General features: G+C 49.0%; 22 protein-coding genes. 3 read left to right on the forward strand and 19 right to left on the reverse strand.

What is annotated here, in order from left to right:
• Positions 1-6 precede the first annotated feature (6 nt).
• Positions 7-366 (reverse strand): hypothetical protein, encoded by a 360-nt coding sequence (locus ACGS9J_RS11190; RefSeq protein ID WP_442230991.1) that lies wholly within the window; start codon positions 364-366, stop codon positions 7-9.
• A gap of 88 nt (positions 367-454) precedes the next feature.
• Here ACGS9J_RS11190 and ACGS9J_RS11195 point away from each other — a divergent pair, with 88 nt between their 5' ends.
• From ACGS9J_RS11195 to ACGS9J_RS11205, 3 genes are all read left to right on the forward strand, one after another.
• On the forward strand, positions 455-643 hold the full coding sequence (locus ACGS9J_RS11195; protein WP_442230992.1) for an ECs_2282 family putative zinc-binding protein: 189 nt from the start codon (positions 455-457) through the stop codon (positions 641-643).
• 19 nt (positions 644-662) lie between these two features.
• Positions 663-869: a hypothetical protein gene (locus ACGS9J_RS11200; RefSeq protein ID WP_442230993.1), complete on the forward strand. Its 207-nt coding sequence runs from the start codon at positions 663-665 to the stop codon at positions 867-869.
• A gap of 81 nt (positions 870-950) precedes the next feature.
• A complete protein-coding gene (locus ACGS9J_RS11205; RefSeq protein ID WP_442230994.1) occupies positions 951-1,232 on the forward strand; it encodes a hypothetical protein in 282 nt (93 codons plus the stop codon).
• A 98-nt stretch (positions 1,233-1,330) separates the two neighbouring features.
• On the opposite strand, the gene ACGS9J_RS11210 is transcribed toward ACGS9J_RS11205, so the two are convergent.
• The 18 genes from ACGS9J_RS11210 to ACGS9J_RS11295 form a co-directional block, all read right to left on the reverse strand.
• Positions 1,331-1,912: an oxidoreductase gene (locus tag ACGS9J_RS11210; RefSeq protein ID WP_442230995.1), complete on the reverse strand. Its 582-nt coding sequence runs from the start codon at positions 1,910-1,912 to the stop codon at positions 1,331-1,333.
• Positions 1,912-2,775 carry a baseplate hub protein gene (locus tag ACGS9J_RS11215; RefSeq protein ID WP_442230996.1) on the reverse strand — a complete coding sequence of 288 codons (864 nt, stop codon included), beginning with the start codon at positions 2,773-2,775 and terminating at the stop codon, positions 1,912-1,914. Before ACGS9J_RS11215 ends, ACGS9J_RS11210 begins: the two co-directional genes overlap by 1 nt.
• The gene (locus ACGS9J_RS11220) at positions 2,775-3,083 is read right to left on the reverse strand and encodes a phage baseplate plug family protein (protein ID WP_442230997.1); all 309 of its coding nucleotides are present in this window, start codon (positions 3,081-3,083) and stop codon (positions 2,775-2,777) included. The genes ACGS9J_RS11215 and ACGS9J_RS11220 overlap by 1 nt, the downstream gene beginning before the upstream one ends.
• Entirely contained in the window at positions 3,083-3,892 is an 810-nt protein-coding gene (locus tag ACGS9J_RS11225) for a phage baseplate protein (protein WP_442230998.1), read from the reverse strand. The genes ACGS9J_RS11220 and ACGS9J_RS11225 overlap by 1 nt, the downstream gene beginning before the upstream one ends.
• Positions 3,892-5,670, reverse strand: coding sequence for a transglycosylase SLT domain-containing protein (locus ACGS9J_RS11230; RefSeq protein ID WP_442230999.1), 1,779 nt, complete (start codon positions 5,668-5,670; stop codon positions 3,892-3,894). The genes ACGS9J_RS11225 and ACGS9J_RS11230 overlap by 1 nt, the downstream gene beginning before the upstream one ends.
• A gap of 220 nt (positions 5,671-5,890) precedes the next feature.
• Positions 5,891-6,292: a hypothetical protein gene (locus ACGS9J_RS11235; protein WP_442231000.1), complete on the reverse strand. Its 402-nt coding sequence runs from the start codon at positions 6,290-6,292 to the stop codon at positions 5,891-5,893.
• Positions 6,293-6,300: 8 nt separating this feature from the next.
• Positions 6,301-6,741, reverse strand: a complete 441-nt coding sequence (locus ACGS9J_RS11240; RefSeq protein WP_442231001.1) for a phage tail fiber protein — start codon at positions 6,739-6,741, stop codon at positions 6,301-6,303.
• The gene (locus ACGS9J_RS11245; RefSeq protein WP_442231002.1) at positions 6,741-8,219 is read right to left on the reverse strand and encodes a DUF3383 domain-containing protein; all 1,479 of its coding nucleotides are present in this window, start codon (positions 8,217-8,219) and stop codon (positions 6,741-6,743) included. The genes ACGS9J_RS11240 and ACGS9J_RS11245 overlap by 1 nt, the downstream gene beginning before the upstream one ends.
• The gene (locus ACGS9J_RS11250) at positions 8,220-8,762 is read right to left on the reverse strand and encodes a phage neck terminator protein (RefSeq protein ID WP_442231003.1); all 543 of its coding nucleotides are present in this window, start codon (positions 8,760-8,762) and stop codon (positions 8,220-8,222) included.
• On the reverse strand, positions 8,762-9,130 hold the full coding sequence (locus ACGS9J_RS11255) for a hypothetical protein (RefSeq protein ID WP_442231004.1): 369 nt from the start codon (positions 9,128-9,130) through the stop codon (positions 8,762-8,764). The genes ACGS9J_RS11250 and ACGS9J_RS11255 overlap by 1 nt, the downstream gene beginning before the upstream one ends.
• Complete coding sequence (locus ACGS9J_RS11260) at positions 9,127-9,585, reverse strand: hypothetical protein (protein WP_442231005.1); 459 nt, start codon at positions 9,583-9,585, stop codon at positions 9,127-9,129. Before ACGS9J_RS11260 ends, ACGS9J_RS11255 begins: the two co-directional genes overlap by 4 nt.
• Positions 9,586-9,588: 3 nt before the next feature.
• Positions 9,589-10,032: a DUF4054 domain-containing protein gene (locus tag ACGS9J_RS11265; protein ID WP_442231006.1), complete on the reverse strand. Its 444-nt coding sequence runs from the start codon at positions 10,030-10,032 to the stop codon at positions 9,589-9,591.
• Positions 10,033-10,035: 3 nt separating this feature from the next.
• Positions 10,036-10,377 (reverse strand): hypothetical protein, encoded by a 342-nt coding sequence (locus ACGS9J_RS11270; protein WP_442231007.1) that lies wholly within the window; start codon positions 10,375-10,377, stop codon positions 10,036-10,038.
• Between the two features lie 3 nt (positions 10,378-10,380).
• Positions 10,381-11,424 carry a DUF2184 domain-containing protein gene (locus ACGS9J_RS11275; RefSeq protein WP_442231008.1) on the reverse strand — a complete coding sequence of 348 codons (1,044 nt, stop codon included), beginning with the start codon at positions 11,422-11,424 and terminating at the stop codon, positions 10,381-10,383.
• Complete coding sequence (locus ACGS9J_RS11280) at positions 11,424-11,906, reverse strand: structural cement protein Gp24 (protein WP_129939212.1); 483 nt, start codon at positions 11,904-11,906, stop codon at positions 11,424-11,426. Before ACGS9J_RS11280 ends, ACGS9J_RS11275 begins: the two co-directional genes overlap by 1 nt.
• 1 nt (position 11,907) lies before the next feature.
• Positions 11,908-13,095 (reverse strand): DUF2213 domain-containing protein, encoded by a 1,188-nt coding sequence (locus tag ACGS9J_RS11285; RefSeq protein ID WP_442231009.1) that lies wholly within the window; start codon positions 13,093-13,095, stop codon positions 11,908-11,910.
• Positions 13,096-13,160: 65 nt separating this feature from the next.
• Positions 13,161-13,346 carry a hypothetical protein gene (locus tag ACGS9J_RS11290; protein WP_129939210.1) on the reverse strand — a complete coding sequence of 62 codons (186 nt, stop codon included), beginning with the start codon at positions 13,344-13,346 and terminating at the stop codon, positions 13,161-13,163.
• A 37-nt stretch (positions 13,347-13,383) separates the two neighbouring features.
• A complete protein-coding gene (locus tag ACGS9J_RS11295) occupies positions 13,384-14,073 on the reverse strand; it encodes a phage head morphogenesis protein (protein ID WP_442231237.1) in 690 nt (229 codons plus the stop codon).
• Between the last annotated feature and the right edge of the window lie 35 nt (positions 14,074-14,108).

Here is a 14,108-nt window from a genome sequence, read left to right on the forward strand (position 1 = left end):
AGTGCCTCAGAGTTGAATGGTGCTTTCTACGTTGTTCGTATCGGTGATGACCATCACGCCAACCGCTTTCCGGTCTGACTGGCCAATGATGATTGAACACGTTGCTGATTGGACGTACGGGAGCTTTTTGGCTTCGGTTTGCAGCTTGGTATTCACGTACTGGGTGCCGGGCCAGTGGCCTAGGATCTTCTCGTAGTACGGCAGTCCAAGTGTGGTGTCATACCAGCACTCCCCCGCAAATGTGCTACAGGCCGTGGCAACGTCTTGCGCGACTGCATATGGGTTTTCTGTCTGCGCAATGTTTCCGAAATCGTCAAGCTGCAAGTCCCAGGTGTCAGTGTTCAGAAGCATCGACTTCGTAATCATGGGGTTCCTTACCCTGATCAAATATCAGGATGTTTAATTTTCTCACCAAGGGATATGTTGGGTGTTCAATGACAAGAGTGAGCTACTAATGGACGTCAAATTTACCTGCCCGGATTGCGGCAGTGAGAACATCAAAACTGCATCCGAAGTCAAATCTCTGGACGAGATCAGTTCCGCTATCTGTGCTGATTGCGGCAAGTCCCTCGACAGGGATGAGGTCATCAGACAGTTTAAGCAGTTCTATCTCGACAACCTTAAGGGAGGCTGGAGCCATTGATTGGAGCAAAGACTTCAAGATGGCAATCTTCTCGTATATCAGAGAGAAATCTAATGCTAGCTTCGTGGTCATGCTTTCTCCGGACGTAAAAAACCCGCCGAAGCGGGTTGATATAGATGACCAGGTTATAGCTGGCGTTCTGGTTAAACTGCGTAGGCATACCCATGAGCAGGATATGCTCCTGAATGAGTTGGTTCAGGCGATGGAAAGCAAAAAAACCATCTAAAGGAGATAAAGATGGAGTGGCTAATTGTCGTAGTTATAGCGTTTTTTGTTCTTAACGCGCTGACCAAGCCAAGGTGGTGCGATGTTTGCAAAGCAAGATTCAAAAGAACCTACTACACATGGAAGATTGGCGGTAAAAAACAGCACCTATGCCCGCACTGCAATAGCAAAATGTCAAAAAGACAGAGTGATGTGCATTTTAAAAACAGATTCGGGTAATGGCTTGAAAAACCCACCTGATGGTGGGTTTGTTTTATGCGTCTTTTTTCTTCTTTTCAAATATTTTAGTTATGGCAAAACAAAGGCAAATAGGAACGACCGCCCATGCCACCGAGACAGCAGCGAGAGTTATGGCGGCCAGTGAACCTGATACGGCATCTTTTGTTGAATCAGATGAAATTGGTAGCCCATATATCGCATAAAGGCTAGTTAGAAATGGAAATACCCAGATATATCTCATACTCACTCCGGCTGTGAAGTTGTCGACCCACCAGATTCTACTCCACCGTGGACGTGGGTGTCGACAATCACGCCAGTCGCTAGCTTAAGCCTGCCATCAGGCAAAATCTCAAGTCCATTAATCACAATGCCGTTAGGGGCCGTTATCCGTATTTTGTCGGTAAATGCTATCGTTTGTGTCGGACTCTGATTCAGCACACCTCCAAGATAAACGGCATCAGAAAGGCTATGCATGCGGTTAGAGCCTGGCAAGGCGGCAGAGCCAGTTTGCTTAATTGCGCTAATGTCTCGGTCACAAATTAATGCCAAGCCTATGTCCCCAACAAATGGGTCCATGATGATAGCGCTGACTCCGCTCTGAAGCCTGAAGAATGGAACCCCAGTTATTGTACCTCCATCAACTTTATCTCCTGATCCAGTAAAGGCATGCAGTAATGGCATGATACTTAGCCCAGAATCAGTGATGGCGGTAACCCTACACAATGTCACAAAGCAATGGCGGTCAAGGAATCTGCGCATGACAAATTCCATAGTGTTCGCATCCGTGTTGGTATCTGTTGTTCTGGTGGTGAGCATGTTGTTCATCAGTATCTAACCGCCTTGGTGTTCATCTTGATAAGATCCATGCTCGAATTCCACTGCCCACCTTCTATCCACGAGGTTATGTAGTGCATTGCCCCACTTATTTGATAATCTCCAGATGCATTTGGCAGGGACGTTTCGACTGTAATCTGCCTTCCAACCACGATATCGCTACTAAATGAAGTTATAACCAACAGCCCTTTGTCTGTGAATATTGGGTAACCGATCATTCCTTTATCTGGGGAGGTAGACAGCCTCACACCATCCACAACACCATTTTGTGGCCACATAGTTACAGTAGATATCCCGATGGTAAGGTTTACCCCAGCATCACTAGCTGCGGTTCTCATCTGTTGGACAATGTTACCTTGGTAATATGGATCGCTAAGTGGTAGTCCTACAGCCCCATTATTTAAGAATGAGAGACCTGCTGACGCAGCCATAGCTGATATCACTTTCTCTGCTGTTTGAGAACCAGGAGCGGAAAATGGAGCAGCCTTTTCTACCTGCCCCTTATAGTGAGCGTTGGCGCTAAGTACCAAAGGGATGTCGGGAGCTTGGTTATAGTCCCCCATCGCATCATAAATAAAACCTTCAAAGATAGGCTCGTCGTCCGCCCACACCTTCATGCGATTAAATTGTGGCCCATCGATCCAAACCCCTTTGTAGCTCAGCACGGCCATATGATCGATAGATAGACCCCAGATTTGCAGCGTCATTTCCGTTCCTGACATGCCACCATACCCAGAAATTGCCGCATAACATCTTGCTGACTCTATTGACAAGACGGTGCATCCTTTGTCATCAAAGCTCTTGCCATTTTCGAGAACAAACTGAACTGATATTTTTCTTATTTTATAGGACATTAATTAGACTCCATTTCTTCTTTGGTCGCATAAAGGAGCTGGAACCTCGTACCTAGTTCGTCGAAAACCGGATCTGCATCTCCGATTGTGTCTGCAAAGAAGAGCTCGCCCTGGAGTCCGAGATGCTCGTACCTAACCAACTTATTGCAGTTCAAACAGATCACGCCCTGAACAATCCAAAGACCATTCAAGGCAACATCGATAAATAACCCAGTAGTTCTCTGTACCAAGCGAATTTGGCAATCTTGACCACCCAACGTGATACCAACTTGCTGAGCCTTAATGGGCTGGAGTGTTATCGTCTGCATTAAGAAAGTCCCGAAACAAGCTCCGTCACGGCTTCAGAAAGCTTGTTGATAGATGATGTGGCCGCACCGTTTATTGCGCCAGTTACGCCGCCAGTTGACTCACTAATAGATGATGATACTGATGTGGCCACTTTTGTGGCTGCGCTTGAAAGAGAACTTTTCAGTCCAGAGAGCGCCCCTTTTACATCTGTGAGAGTTGAACCAGTCACACCAGAATTACCGATCACAGTCCTTCCATTAGCTGATTTGATGTCAGAAACCTTTCCCGGCTCGATCTGGCTTCCAGTAGCATTAGAAAGGGTGACGTTACCCATGTCCCTAATGGCCTGGAATACAGCCGATACGATTAATAGCGTAACTTCTTGTCCTGATATTCTGTAATCATAATGGGTTAAATCATATTGCTGGTATGTCGTATCTGGCGTCTCGATGTCATACCGGCCAGCGCTTTCCACCATTTCATCTAACTTAGTCAGAATATCTGTTCTGCTTGTTAGGCTGAAGTTTGTAAGGTTTGGTATCGCCCCACTGAACCCGGTCCAGCCCTCAAATGCAAATGTAACCCTAATCTCTCCAGGCCGATTCACTTTGTTATATGAGCTATAAGTTCCTTTTTCTACTGGGGCAATTGTGACGGCTGAATCCTTTACAATTTCCACGCCAATAAATGAAGTTGGATTAAGCGCTTTTGTTGGTAAGTCTGAGTTATATATCCCATACCCCGGAGAAAGGGTGCTATTGATTATCGAAAGCAACCCTCCGCCGCGGATGGCATTTAACAAAGTGGTCTGATTGAGTGAGAATGCCATTAACCTGATGTCCCAGAGGCAAACGCTGTAGCCAGACTTGACCTTCCGATCTTGCCCTTAGCGTCTGATAAAATGTCACCGACAGTTTTAACGTCGTTACCCACCTGAACCTTGCCGATGTTGTAGGTATTAGTATCAGTTTTAGAATTATTGGTTACGTTGCTATTAACGTGGTTCTGGGCTGTAGCTGCCGACCCCACCTGAAGCCCGGATAGGACCTTTGGAACATAATTCCTAGTCTCTTCTGGAGCCATCCCCAGACCTTTCTTCTGCACGTTACCAATGCCCCAGTTGTAGGCCGCAATTGCTTCGTGCAGGTTCCCCCCCGTCTGCTTAAGAAGCTGGGATAGGTATTTTGCCGCGGCGTTTGCTGATTTCTCAGGATCAAAAACATCCCCGCCGCGCAAACCCATATCTTTCGCTGTGGCATCCATGAACTGGAATAGCCCTTTGGCTCCTGCACCCGATACGGCAAATTGATTGCCGCCTGATTCAGTGGTTGCCACGCTACGGAGAAGACCCGATGGTAAGTTGAACTGTTGTTCCAACTGAGAAAACTGTGACCCCATCCAGTCTAGAAGTCTCTTACCGGAACCCTTCGCCTGGGGAGCTCGTATTGATTGAGCTTTTTGCTCTGGCTCTTCAGTAGATAGCCCCAGAAGACCATATGCCCAATTGCCAAATTGAGAAGTCTTTTCCTTTAGGTAGTCACCTACTTTATTTGCCCCAACTTTCTCACCAGCGGCCTTGACTGCATCACTACCTGGAAGAATGTTTAAGAAATCAACAACCTCTTTTAATATTTTATTTAAATTGCTTATCGAGGCCACTGCCTCATTCACTGTCGGAACGAAATCCTTAAATCCGGTAATAATTTCATCTATGGCGGAACGAATTTCTTTGGGGTGAGACTTCATCCAGTCTGCAAGTTCTTGTAGCCAGGCAGTGAAATCCTCTAGATATGGCTCAAGCGACTGGTAGATGATGATGCCGATATTGTTTAGCGTCTGCTCAAGCTCAGCCATAGCCTTGCGCATTCTCTCTGCGGCTTTAACCGCTGCATCGTTTACCCCAGATCCGCGAGTGAACTGGTCAATATCCTTCACCGAATTACCTGAGGCGCTCCACTGTTGCCAGGCATAGCTCCGGCCAAACTCTTGCCCGAATGCGCGTTGTTGCTCTGGGTTTAACTTATTAAAACTCGCTTCTATCTTTCTATTGACCGTTTCTGTCGAATCATTGAGCACATCAATACCTGCGCCAGTCATATTACTGAATCGCTGAATATCGGTGAGGATTTGATCTTGCCCTCTGCCTGCTCTCAATTTTTCTTGGGCGTCACTTATTTTCGAGAATGATGCAGCTATTTCTTGCGCAGATACCCCAAACGCCTTCCCTGCCTGAACCCACCCATCTAGAGATTTCGCAGACATACCGAAGGCTTTAGAGGCTATCCCTAGATCATTTAGCTTTGATGAAAATGAGGACATGAAGTCCTGCAATCCCTTCAAGGAAAGCGTCACGCCAGCCAGGGCAATTATTTGGTTTCGCATGCCCGAGAAAAAGGCAGCAGCTTGCTTGCCGGATGCTTCCATTTGCTTTCCGGTGCGTTCACCTTTCTTCTCTGTTTTATCGAGCGATTCCTGGACTTCTTTTGAGTCCTTTTTTATCTTTTCTTTCGTTTTGTCAAATTCATCACGGGTTTCTTCCTGCCCCTTTTTGAAAGAGGATGAATCCAGCCCCAGAGTCACAACCAATGCATCGATAATCGTCGCCATCAGTGATCCTCTTTTGAGTTATTTAGTATTTTGGCGTTGTAGTTGTCGACCGTTATCACTTCTATTAGCCGCCATAGGTCTTCCACCCCGTAAACGGTATCCAGCTCATGCAGAGTTGCTTTCCCGCTTGAAACAACTGCACCAATTGTTTTTGGTAGGTTTCTATATTCAGCAAGGCCTCGACGGCCCCCTACTGATGTAGAGGGTGGGATATCTAGGTCTAGGCGGCGGTTATAAAATCCACATGCAAGTTGAACACTTCGGCTCGTAGTTTAAGCCTGGTCCCAACCTCTTCAATATCACTTTCAATTAGCTGACGCTTGACGGCATGATTTTGCGGGTCGGGGACAAACTGGACGCAGGTCATAATTTCATCCAATAGCGGCTTTGCTTCTTCAAATGGGACTTTCGCGAGCAATCCCAGCCCCACCTTTGCCAGTCCCGCCATACCGAGATCGGCAAAATTCTCTGGCAATTCAACGCCACCGCTAGCCATCGCTAGGGCGCAGCGAATTGCCCACGCCTCGGCCTTAGATGCAGGCATCTCCTGGATGTAAAATACCTTTCCTTCATCTCGGCCTTTGGTGCCTGTCACTGTGTGAAATAGCTCTTTGCGTGCCATGTTCTTCCTTACGCGCTATACGGTTCTGAGGTTACGCTTTCCCATTCCACTTGATATGGAACGGCCTGTAAGACGCGGTTAGCATCTGGATGCAGGCGAGAGCGAAGTAGAACGCCATTGGTGAGGGTAAATTTACGGCCAATTGCTGGCATGATGATTGTCGCGTTGCAGCGGAACACGGCGATTGCAGTGCGTGATGTCTGCGCCCATGTCTCGAAGATTTCACGACTTGGGCTGTCTGGCATAATCGTGATGGTCTGGATGTATTGCCCAAAAACGAAACCGGCAGACAACTTGCCATCTGCACCACGCACGGTTACCGCATAGTCGGTGTCGCTTACGGCAAACATCGCATCTGCAGCGTATCCCTGGAGGACTTGAGCGGTCGGATACAGGTTTGTAACCGAAAGCGCATAGGTAGAGTCGGCACTTGTAATTGTGTTGCTCATTATTGTACCTCGATGCTGGCCAGGGTGAGTTTCTGCAGGCTGCCGCCGTCACAGTAGTAGAAGGTCATGCTCGGCGATGTACGCGCTGTTCGCTGCTCTGGCGTTGCATCTGCGATAAACAGATACCAGCCTTTAGCCTGCAGGGTTGAAGAAATATCCACGCCAACAGCGTTCTGAATTTGGGACTTCTGAGAGCCAGACAGCGTGATGCCAGTGCGGATGCCACCGAACGCAACACCTTGAGCGATGGTGTCAGCGAATGATGCCTCTACCGCCGCCTTCATGGCATTGTTGTACGGATATGACCGGTTGGCCTGGAACATCTCGATGGCATCTTGCATCAGGTTGGCGTTCAGCCAAATCTGGAAGCAGAATGAATCAAGCCATTTGAAATCTCCGGTGATAGTGCCATCAGCCCAATATTTGGTGCTGTAGTTGTTCGCACTGTACGCGCCATAGAAGTTATAGCCATTGGCGATCAGCACATCATAGATGCTTGAATCGCTAACCTGAGCTACCAGCCCATCCAGAGAGCGGAACTTGAATGGCACGCGGCCCTCGGCTCGGTCAAAATCAAGGGATGCGGCATAGCCCAACACAGAGGCTGCGTGGACCTGATATCCGTAAACCGGCACCGTCTGCCCGTAACTGTAAGTGGTGATAAGTGCGTAGGTCAGGTTTTCTGTACTATCCTGCACAACAGCATTAGCACTGATGTCGTGAGCGACGTAACCGAACCGATAATTCTGAGCACTTGTCCACGCTGCAAATTCCAGATGCTGATCCTGCTCGCATGTGAATGAGGTAGTGAACAGTGCGAAGTCTTGATTCACCGCCAGGATGGCTTGGAATGCATCGGCTACCACTGCGACATTCGCACCCTGCGACAATACTGCGCCTGCTGCCGATGTTAGACGTAGCCCTGCTGATAGCGTGCCTGAGGCGTAGGTAATCGTGCTGCTATCTCCCTCAGTGGCGGAGGTGATAATGAATGACTTGGTGTTCGTGTCCCACGCTACGTTCACGCTAGAACCAATACCGGCCTTAATAAGGGTTGCTGCGTTATCAAAGCTGGTCGCTGCACTAAGCGAAATGCTTGTCGATGTAACCGAAGTACCATCAACTGTCAGGATAATTGTGCCAGTCAATAACTTAAGCTGTGCCAGCGTGACATCTGCCATAGAAGCAGAGCGCAGGAATGCCGAAATGTCTTCGGTATTGAACTGTGAGTACAGTAAATTGCCGGGCTGCTTGGTAGAATTTTTATAGCCGGCGAAATAGATTGTCGCCATCGCCGCTTCCTGAGATGCGCTGCCAAAATACTTGGCTACGTCTTCATCAGAGGAAAATGATAAAACCGATCCAACCGGAGCGTATGCGCTATCAGTCAAAATCAGTCCGTTCAAATCAAGCGCCGTGCCGCCTGCAGCAAGCACGCCCGGATTGATTTTCACGTCTTTGGTAATAGGAATTGCCATTTATGCATTCTCCGGTGGGAATTTTGTATCGACCTCTACTAGGCCAATGTCGATGTTGTCCATGAATTGCATTGGAGTTGTGATTGCGGCGTTTACCTGAGCTGAGAAATCTAACGTCCAGCGCGATTCATACTGCTGTTCGCCGTTGATCATCGTTGTCTGGTGTGGTTCGCCGGAGTAAAGCGGCCTAATGTCGTAACCCATGGTTTTAAATTGCTCTACGGCATATTCAGAGCGGACCATGGTTGCGACGATAAGCGAGTTTGATTGAGCAGTTTCGCCGTAGAAGTCGAGTTGGCAGCGCCACACGTTAGTACGTGTTGTTTGCTGCGTCCCGCCAGTTACCGTTCCTGGGTCGGTGTATGAATATCGGTTAGTTGATAGTCCATTTACGCCCAACGGAGTCATTGTGCAGAAATCACCGCCTGGCATCGGTACTCGATTTTCTTGCGCCAGTACCACTTCTGTGCTGATTAAGGACAATAAAAAACCGCGCAAGGCGGTTGTGATGTCGTCATCTGAAATACTGATAGAGGCAGCCATTATGTTTGCCTCTGCAGGTTAACCACAAACTTGCACCAGTCTGCCCATTCTTCAAGTGGCCGGACGATTAGCCACTCTTCTCCATTGACGATCAGCAGATCGCCGCCCTGCTGTTTAGGACGATTGACGCCATTGAAGTTGCCGTTAACGTAGGCCGCCTTTACGACGCCTTGAAGGTTTAACCCATCGATATGCATCAGGTCTTCGTAACTGAGAGCCTGCAGCTGCACAGAGACGTCTGTTACTGAATAAGCAGGCTCTCGCTTACCAGACGGCAATGTGGTGCTCCCAGTGCTAATTTTTATCTGTGCTGGTACGAATGGGTTAACTGTGCCGATTGCGCCGCTCACAATCCCGTGTAGGTTCATTCAAGCTCCTTCACGTCATAGTCAACGCTATTAAGCATGTGGCTGGTTTCAATAAGCGGCTTATCAAAGCCTTTCTTCTTAATTGTGTACGGTGACAACGGTGGCTCTACCAGTTCACGGATAGAGCCTTGTAGCTGGTCTTTGATTCGTTCACCCATTAACTGGAGCGTTTTCACCCCATCAAAATCCACAGCCTTCACCACCTTACCAACCTCTAGCGGCCATGCGGGTGAACTGGCGGCAATCATGTTCCTGAAAAATGGCCGTGGAGGTTGATTATTGCCAGGGTCACCGAACTCGTTAGATGCCGCAATGGTTGCAACGTACTCTCCATCAGGATATGTGGCGTTCTCAAGAAATCCGACACGCAACAAGGTGCCATCTCCTAGTTTATCCATCATTTCCTTCAGCTTTCGCTCCAGCTCACCGCCGCCGCTTAGTTCAATGGTTGCCATGCCTCACCTCCGGATGAATGATCTGCGGTTGTAATGGTATGGGTACATTGAAGGAGACCCGCCAGGGACGTAACGAATGGTTCTATATGGCAGAATCGCCTGCCAATAAGCCGCACCATATGGGGTTTGCATATACCACCAGGAAGAGGAGCTTGATGGCCCGGCGTCTGTATATACGGAAACAGAACCCTCCGTGGCCCCAGACACCCTTCCAACCAATCCAGATGGTTTTTGCCCATTCACGCCAGCGTTCAAAGCGGCGATATGGGCGACAAGCATGTTGAGATATACCGCCCTTACTGCGACATCGCAGACAGGGCTGGTATCGGTGTTATTCAGATAGACCGTTGCCTCTACGAAATACGCATTCAGCAACGTGTCACTTACGGTGTCGAACTCCGGGTAACGTTCGCGGAATGCGTCCACATCAAAGACAACGATAGCCATCTTTTAACCCTTAGCCTTCATGGCCTCTTCGTCTTTCACTACCCCTTCAACGGGCTTATCCTGAGGCAAGCCTTCAAGGCCAGTTTTTACACTGGCGTTTTCGGATGCTTTGGATTGAGCGCTGTTCGTTTTGGCTTGTGCAAAGATCATTTCTTCTTTGGCGTAAGGCTGGTCGGCGTGTTCTTTCAGCCACTTCTCGAAGTAATCCTTATCGACACCTTCAGTAAGACCATACCCACCGATCACATTGGATGAATTTGCTCCAACGATATGAGTGACCTTGCCGCCAATGTCAATCAGCAAGCCGTTAGGGAGTTTGCACCCTACAGTTACTACTTCAGCCATTTCTTACACTCCCAGCATGGTGGCAATAGCCAGCGGTTGACGGATGATGGTGCCCCAGGTGCCACCGGATTTTTTCTGCTTCCAGGATGACTCTTCAGTCACCACAGCATGCGCACGCATTTTTTCAGTGAATGCTGCGTATGTAGTGTCTTGCTCACCCAGTCGCTCAGCGACCATCTGAACAATCTCACCAGCAGTAGTTGAGTATTCAACTGCTGTTTCGATGGTGAGATTCGGGAAGTTTTTCTTCAGCAGATCTGAAACGTTCACGTTGTACATGTTCGTTTTGGTCAGATTCACCTCTGTGGTCGGCGACATGCCGAGTTTGATACGGTCGGTGCGCTCGACCAGCCCTTTGGTTTGCGCCACCAGTTGCTTCCACAGACGCCCGGAAATATCGTCATAAACTGCCTGACCGTCTTTGGTATCCCAGGTGATACCGCCAGAAGTGCCAGTTGCGGCAGGAGTTACTGATGGCTGAAGGTTTGGATCGTTCAGCGCTCCGTAGTTCTGCAGTCCAGCAATGCCATAGAAGTAGCTCTTATTCTGGAACTTATTAAGCACCAGAGCAGAAGCAACGTTTAGTTCAGCTGCATAGCCGATACGTGCGGCACCGTACATATCCAGTTCACGCTCACCCCAGCGGGTGTGTGTCTGATAGTGATAGGACTGGCGAGGAACCCAGTTAACGTTAGCGCTTACCATGCCGTTGTTGTTGTAGTCGCCATAGGAGCTAACTTCACCGGTAGACTCAACGATCGGGAACTGCGCGGTCAGAGTGGTCCAGTCGCCTTTTTTGACCTCACCATAAATCTGCGCCGCTTTCATTGGAGTTACCAATACGCGGATCAGATCAGGATCAACGTAGTTGGTGAAGTACGCAGGAATACCGGAGTTAGTTGCAGTAACCATTGTCGGCTGCGCATCCATTGCCAGAGCATAGTTTTCTGCGAATTCTGGCTTCAGGTACTGAGCTTTTTCAGCGCCTCGCAGCACGATGCCGTATTTGCCACTTGCTGCGGCGTAGTGTTTTTGGAATTCGTTCATCAGTTGCTCCAGGTGCTGATTTTGACCAGTTCGTTTGCATCGCAAGCGCTACCGGCTTTGAATGGTGTTTCGATGTAACCCGAGATGGTTGCGCCAGCGGCACCGGTTTGAATCTGCCCAGTGGTCAGTGATGCGAAGATTTTCTGACCGCGGGTTGCAGCGGTAGATGTACGAGCCCAGAAGTCACCGGCAACCATCAGCGTTACTTCGCGGCCTGGCTGAATCAGGTTGGATGCCTGAGCGAGCCAAACGGTGATAGACGCTTGGCCGTCACGATGAACAAAGCCAGATGGAACGCCAGAGCCTGCATTAGATGCCACGCCTGCAACGTCCCACGCAAATCGACCAACAGTCAGGCCAGATGAGCCAGCAACCAATGCCGCTTCACCAGCCAGGTATGTGGCATGAGGGTTTGTACCCGCAAAGCCGCCTTCAATACCCGGTGCTGGATATTGGTTAATTACACTCTGAAAACCTGCCATGTTAGTAACCTCGTTTCAATTTGGCTTCCGGGAAGTCTTTTTCGAAATCGCTGATGATTGCTGAGTCCTGTGCGATTTTCGGTTGCTTGTTTTGTTTCTGGCTGATTGCCATTTTTACCATCGCCGGGAACGCGGAAGGATGTACGCCAGTGATGTCTACGTCAGCCTGCTCGAGAGCGGTGCGATAGACTTCCTCAGCAGAGTCCATCGCTACCACGTCGCCGATCAGCGGACGAACCGCCTGTTCAGCTTCACGCACGGCGCGGAAGTTCTGTGCTGCTTTTTTGGTCGCGCTGTCTGCGGCTAAACGGATTGCTGTGTCCATTGCTGTTTTGGAGACTTTTTCGTCTTTCTTGTCGTCCTCATCATCTTCGTCTTCGGCAGTCTTTTTCTTTTTGTCGTCTTCGTCATCTTCATCGAGGGCAGCTTTTTCTTTCTCTTCCCGGGCTTTCTTTTCTTCTTCGGTTTCTTCGTCTTCGGCTGGCTTGTCTTTCTCGTCTTCCTTGTCAGCTTCGTCGAGTGCCAGGAGCGCTTTGCGCACCTCAGCTTCCAAATCCGCGTCTTGCGCCAGTAATGGCTTCAGAGTGGCGCGAATAGCCGCAGCTTTGCGTTTGCTCATGTGTTTTAACTCCGGAGGTAATGAATCTGCGACCAATACGTCGCTTCCTGCGCGGCCTTTTTCAACCAGCGCTACGTGGTTCCCGACAATATCCCGCATGATGCCGTCATAGACTTCACCATCAGGAGTGGTGCCGGTTGTCATGTCAGCGACGTATTGGTACGACGAAGACAGTTCTTCTTGCTCCTCAGTCTCAATTCCGGCAATGGCTGAGTTATCCCAGACGGATAGTCCGTTCTGTAGATAGGGGTGAACAAATTCAGCGCTTGAATGCGTTACGCCAACACGTGATTCACGTGGCGGATCGCCGGGAAAGTCAGGGATATGGATATTGAGGAGTGGAATGTTGTTGAATGTTGCTGCGGCCTTCTTCAGTTCATCAGGATGACGCCAGAGTCGGTATGTCTTGTCTGGGTCGAGGCCTAGCGCCTCATGATTGGGAATCTCTCGCCCAAAGTATGGACAGACATTCGCCTTGCTGATGTTGCTTTTCGTAACCTGAAGACGACCTACCTTATCGAATGAACGCACGGATGCGCGATCAAACGCTAACCGTTCGGTAGGGTTCATGTGCTTTCTCAGATTTAAGACAATAAAAAAGGCCGCCTGAGCGACCTTGTTATTAACTGTATCGATTAATTAAAATGGAGATGCAATAGAAGAGCCATCACTGCCTGATCTGCCTTGTCATGCGGATCAAGCTTAATGTCTAACCCTACGGCATCATAAATCGCTTGTACCTTTTCTAGGCTAAATATTTTGTTTTCTTTATATTCAGCGAGCGCTTCCAAGGCTACTTTTCTTACTTCTTCGCGATCCAAATTAAATCACCTCTTTGAATAGGGATGAAATATCCTATCATGACAATCCTGGAATCACAGCAGACCATGTGCAGCGGCAGTTGATTTCTTCTCCCGGCATCACCCATTTGTCATCGAGATACATTCCCTTGCTCAGGTCGAACTTTCCCCCATCAGCCTTAACGTGTGACGGTCTTGGTTCTTTTCCTGCATGAGAGTGACGCCAGATGCCTTCTGTGATACCAAGAGACTGCTGCCTTGCCGATTGCATTACTGATGTGGCTTTGTTGTTCTGGTCGCGTGCAATTAGCGCTGCGCGGCGGCGGGTGATGCCATATCTTTTCTCTAGTTCGTCGGTGAGGTTGCCTAGGTCGCGCCCTCTTGCTACTGAGCGCATTACTAAACCTTCAACCTCGGTGAAATACTTCTCCGGGATTGAGCGTATCAGCCCAACGTTTTCTGTGATGGTTGCTTGCAGCGCATTATTCATCGGCGCGGTCATTTTGAATTCGACAGTAAATCCAGCCGTATCCAATGCGTTATACAACGACACGTCAGAGTTCTTCATGGCGTCATTGGAAAATCGGTCAGCAAGTTTCTTTGCGATGTCATCAAACCGCGTTGTCCAGCGCTTGGCTAGCTTCCGCATTGCATCGCGCATGAATATAGCTGGTGAAGCATCCATTGCTACTGCAGCACCGCTAGCCTTGTAATTGGCGGTAAGCCAGTAGACAACAGAAACCTGCATCTCACGGATCTGCTTATCCAACTGGCGACGATACC

The organism is Serratia quinivorans (assembly GCF_052113645.1).
GTDB classification, from domain to species: Bacteria; Pseudomonadota; Gammaproteobacteria; order Enterobacterales; family Enterobacteriaceae; genus Serratia; species Serratia quinivorans_B.

Excerpts from the sequence above, each read along its gene's own strand:
- ACGS9J_RS11270 (WP_442231007.1), bottom strand. The coding sequence starts at position 10,377 with ATGGCTGAAGTAGTAACTGTAGGGTGCAAACTCCCTAACGGCTTGCTG.
- ACGS9J_RS11210 (WP_442230995.1), bottom strand. The coding sequence starts at position 1,912 with ATGAACAACATGCTCACCACCAGAACAACAGATACCAACACGGATGCG.
- ACGS9J_RS11200 (WP_442230993.1), top strand. The coding sequence starts at position 663 with ATGGCAATCTTCTCGTATATCAGAGAGAAATCTAATGCTAGCTTCGTG.
- ACGS9J_RS11195 (WP_442230992.1), top strand. The coding sequence starts at position 455 with ATGGACGTCAAATTTACCTGCCCGGATTGCGGCAGTGAGAACATCAAA.
- ACGS9J_RS11275 (WP_442231008.1), bottom strand. The coding sequence starts at position 11,424 with ATGAACGAATTCCAAAAACACTACGCCGCAGCAAGTGGCAAATACGGC.
- ACGS9J_RS11260 (WP_442231005.1), bottom strand. The coding sequence starts at position 9,585 with ATGGCAACCATTGAACTAAGCGGCGGCGGTGAGCTGGAGCGAAAGCTG.
- ACGS9J_RS11245 (WP_442231002.1), bottom strand. The coding sequence starts at position 8,219 with ATGGCAATTCCTATTACCAAAGACGTGAAAATCAATCCGGGCGTGCTT.
- ACGS9J_RS11285 (WP_442231009.1), bottom strand. The coding sequence starts at position 13,095 with ATGAACCCTACCGAACGGTTAGCGTTTGATCGCGCATCCGTGCGTTCA.
- ACGS9J_RS11240 (WP_442231001.1), bottom strand. The coding sequence starts at position 6,741 with ATGAGCAACACAATTACAAGTGCCGACTCTACCTATGCGCTTTCGGTT.
- ACGS9J_RS11230 (WP_442230999.1), bottom strand. The coding sequence starts at position 5,670 with ATGGCGACGATTATCGATGCATTGGTTGTGACTCTGGGGCTGGATTCA.
- ACGS9J_RS11255 (WP_442231004.1), bottom strand. The coding sequence starts at position 9,130 with ATGAACCTACACGGGATTGTGAGCGGCGCAATCGGCACAGTTAACCCA.
- ACGS9J_RS11265 (WP_442231006.1), bottom strand. The coding sequence starts at position 10,032 with ATGGCTATCGTTGTCTTTGATGTGGACGCATTCCGCGAACGTTACCCG.
- ACGS9J_RS11235 (WP_442231000.1), bottom strand. The coding sequence starts at position 6,292 with ATGGCACGCAAAGAGCTATTTCACACAGTGACAGGCACCAAAGGCCGA.
- ACGS9J_RS11205 (WP_442230994.1), top strand. The coding sequence starts at position 951 with ATGTTTGCAAAGCAAGATTCAAAAGAACCTACTACACATGGAAGATTG.
- ACGS9J_RS11190 (WP_442230991.1), bottom strand. The coding sequence starts at position 366 with ATGATTACGAAGTCGATGCTTCTGAACACTGACACCTGGGACTTGCAG.
- ACGS9J_RS11215 (WP_442230996.1), bottom strand. The coding sequence starts at position 2,775 with ATGTCCTATAAAATAAGAAAAATATCAGTTCAGTTTGTTCTCGAAAAT.
- ACGS9J_RS11250 (WP_442231003.1), bottom strand. The coding sequence starts at position 8,762 with ATGGCTGCCTCTATCAGTATTTCAGATGACGACATCACAACCGCCTTG.
- ACGS9J_RS11225 (WP_442230998.1), bottom strand. The coding sequence starts at position 3,892 with ATGGCATTCTCACTCAATCAGACCACTTTGTTAAATGCCATCCGCGGC.
- ACGS9J_RS11220 (WP_442230997.1), bottom strand. The coding sequence starts at position 3,083 with ATGCAGACGATAACACTCCAGCCCATTAAGGCTCAGCAAGTTGGTATC.
- ACGS9J_RS11280 (WP_129939212.1), bottom strand. The coding sequence starts at position 11,906 with ATGGCAGGTTTTCAGAGTGTAATTAACCAATATCCAGCACCGGGTATT.
- ACGS9J_RS11295 (WP_442231237.1), bottom strand. The coding sequence starts at position 14,073 with ATGCAGGTTTCTGTTGTCTACTGGCTTACCGCCAATTACAAGGCTAGC.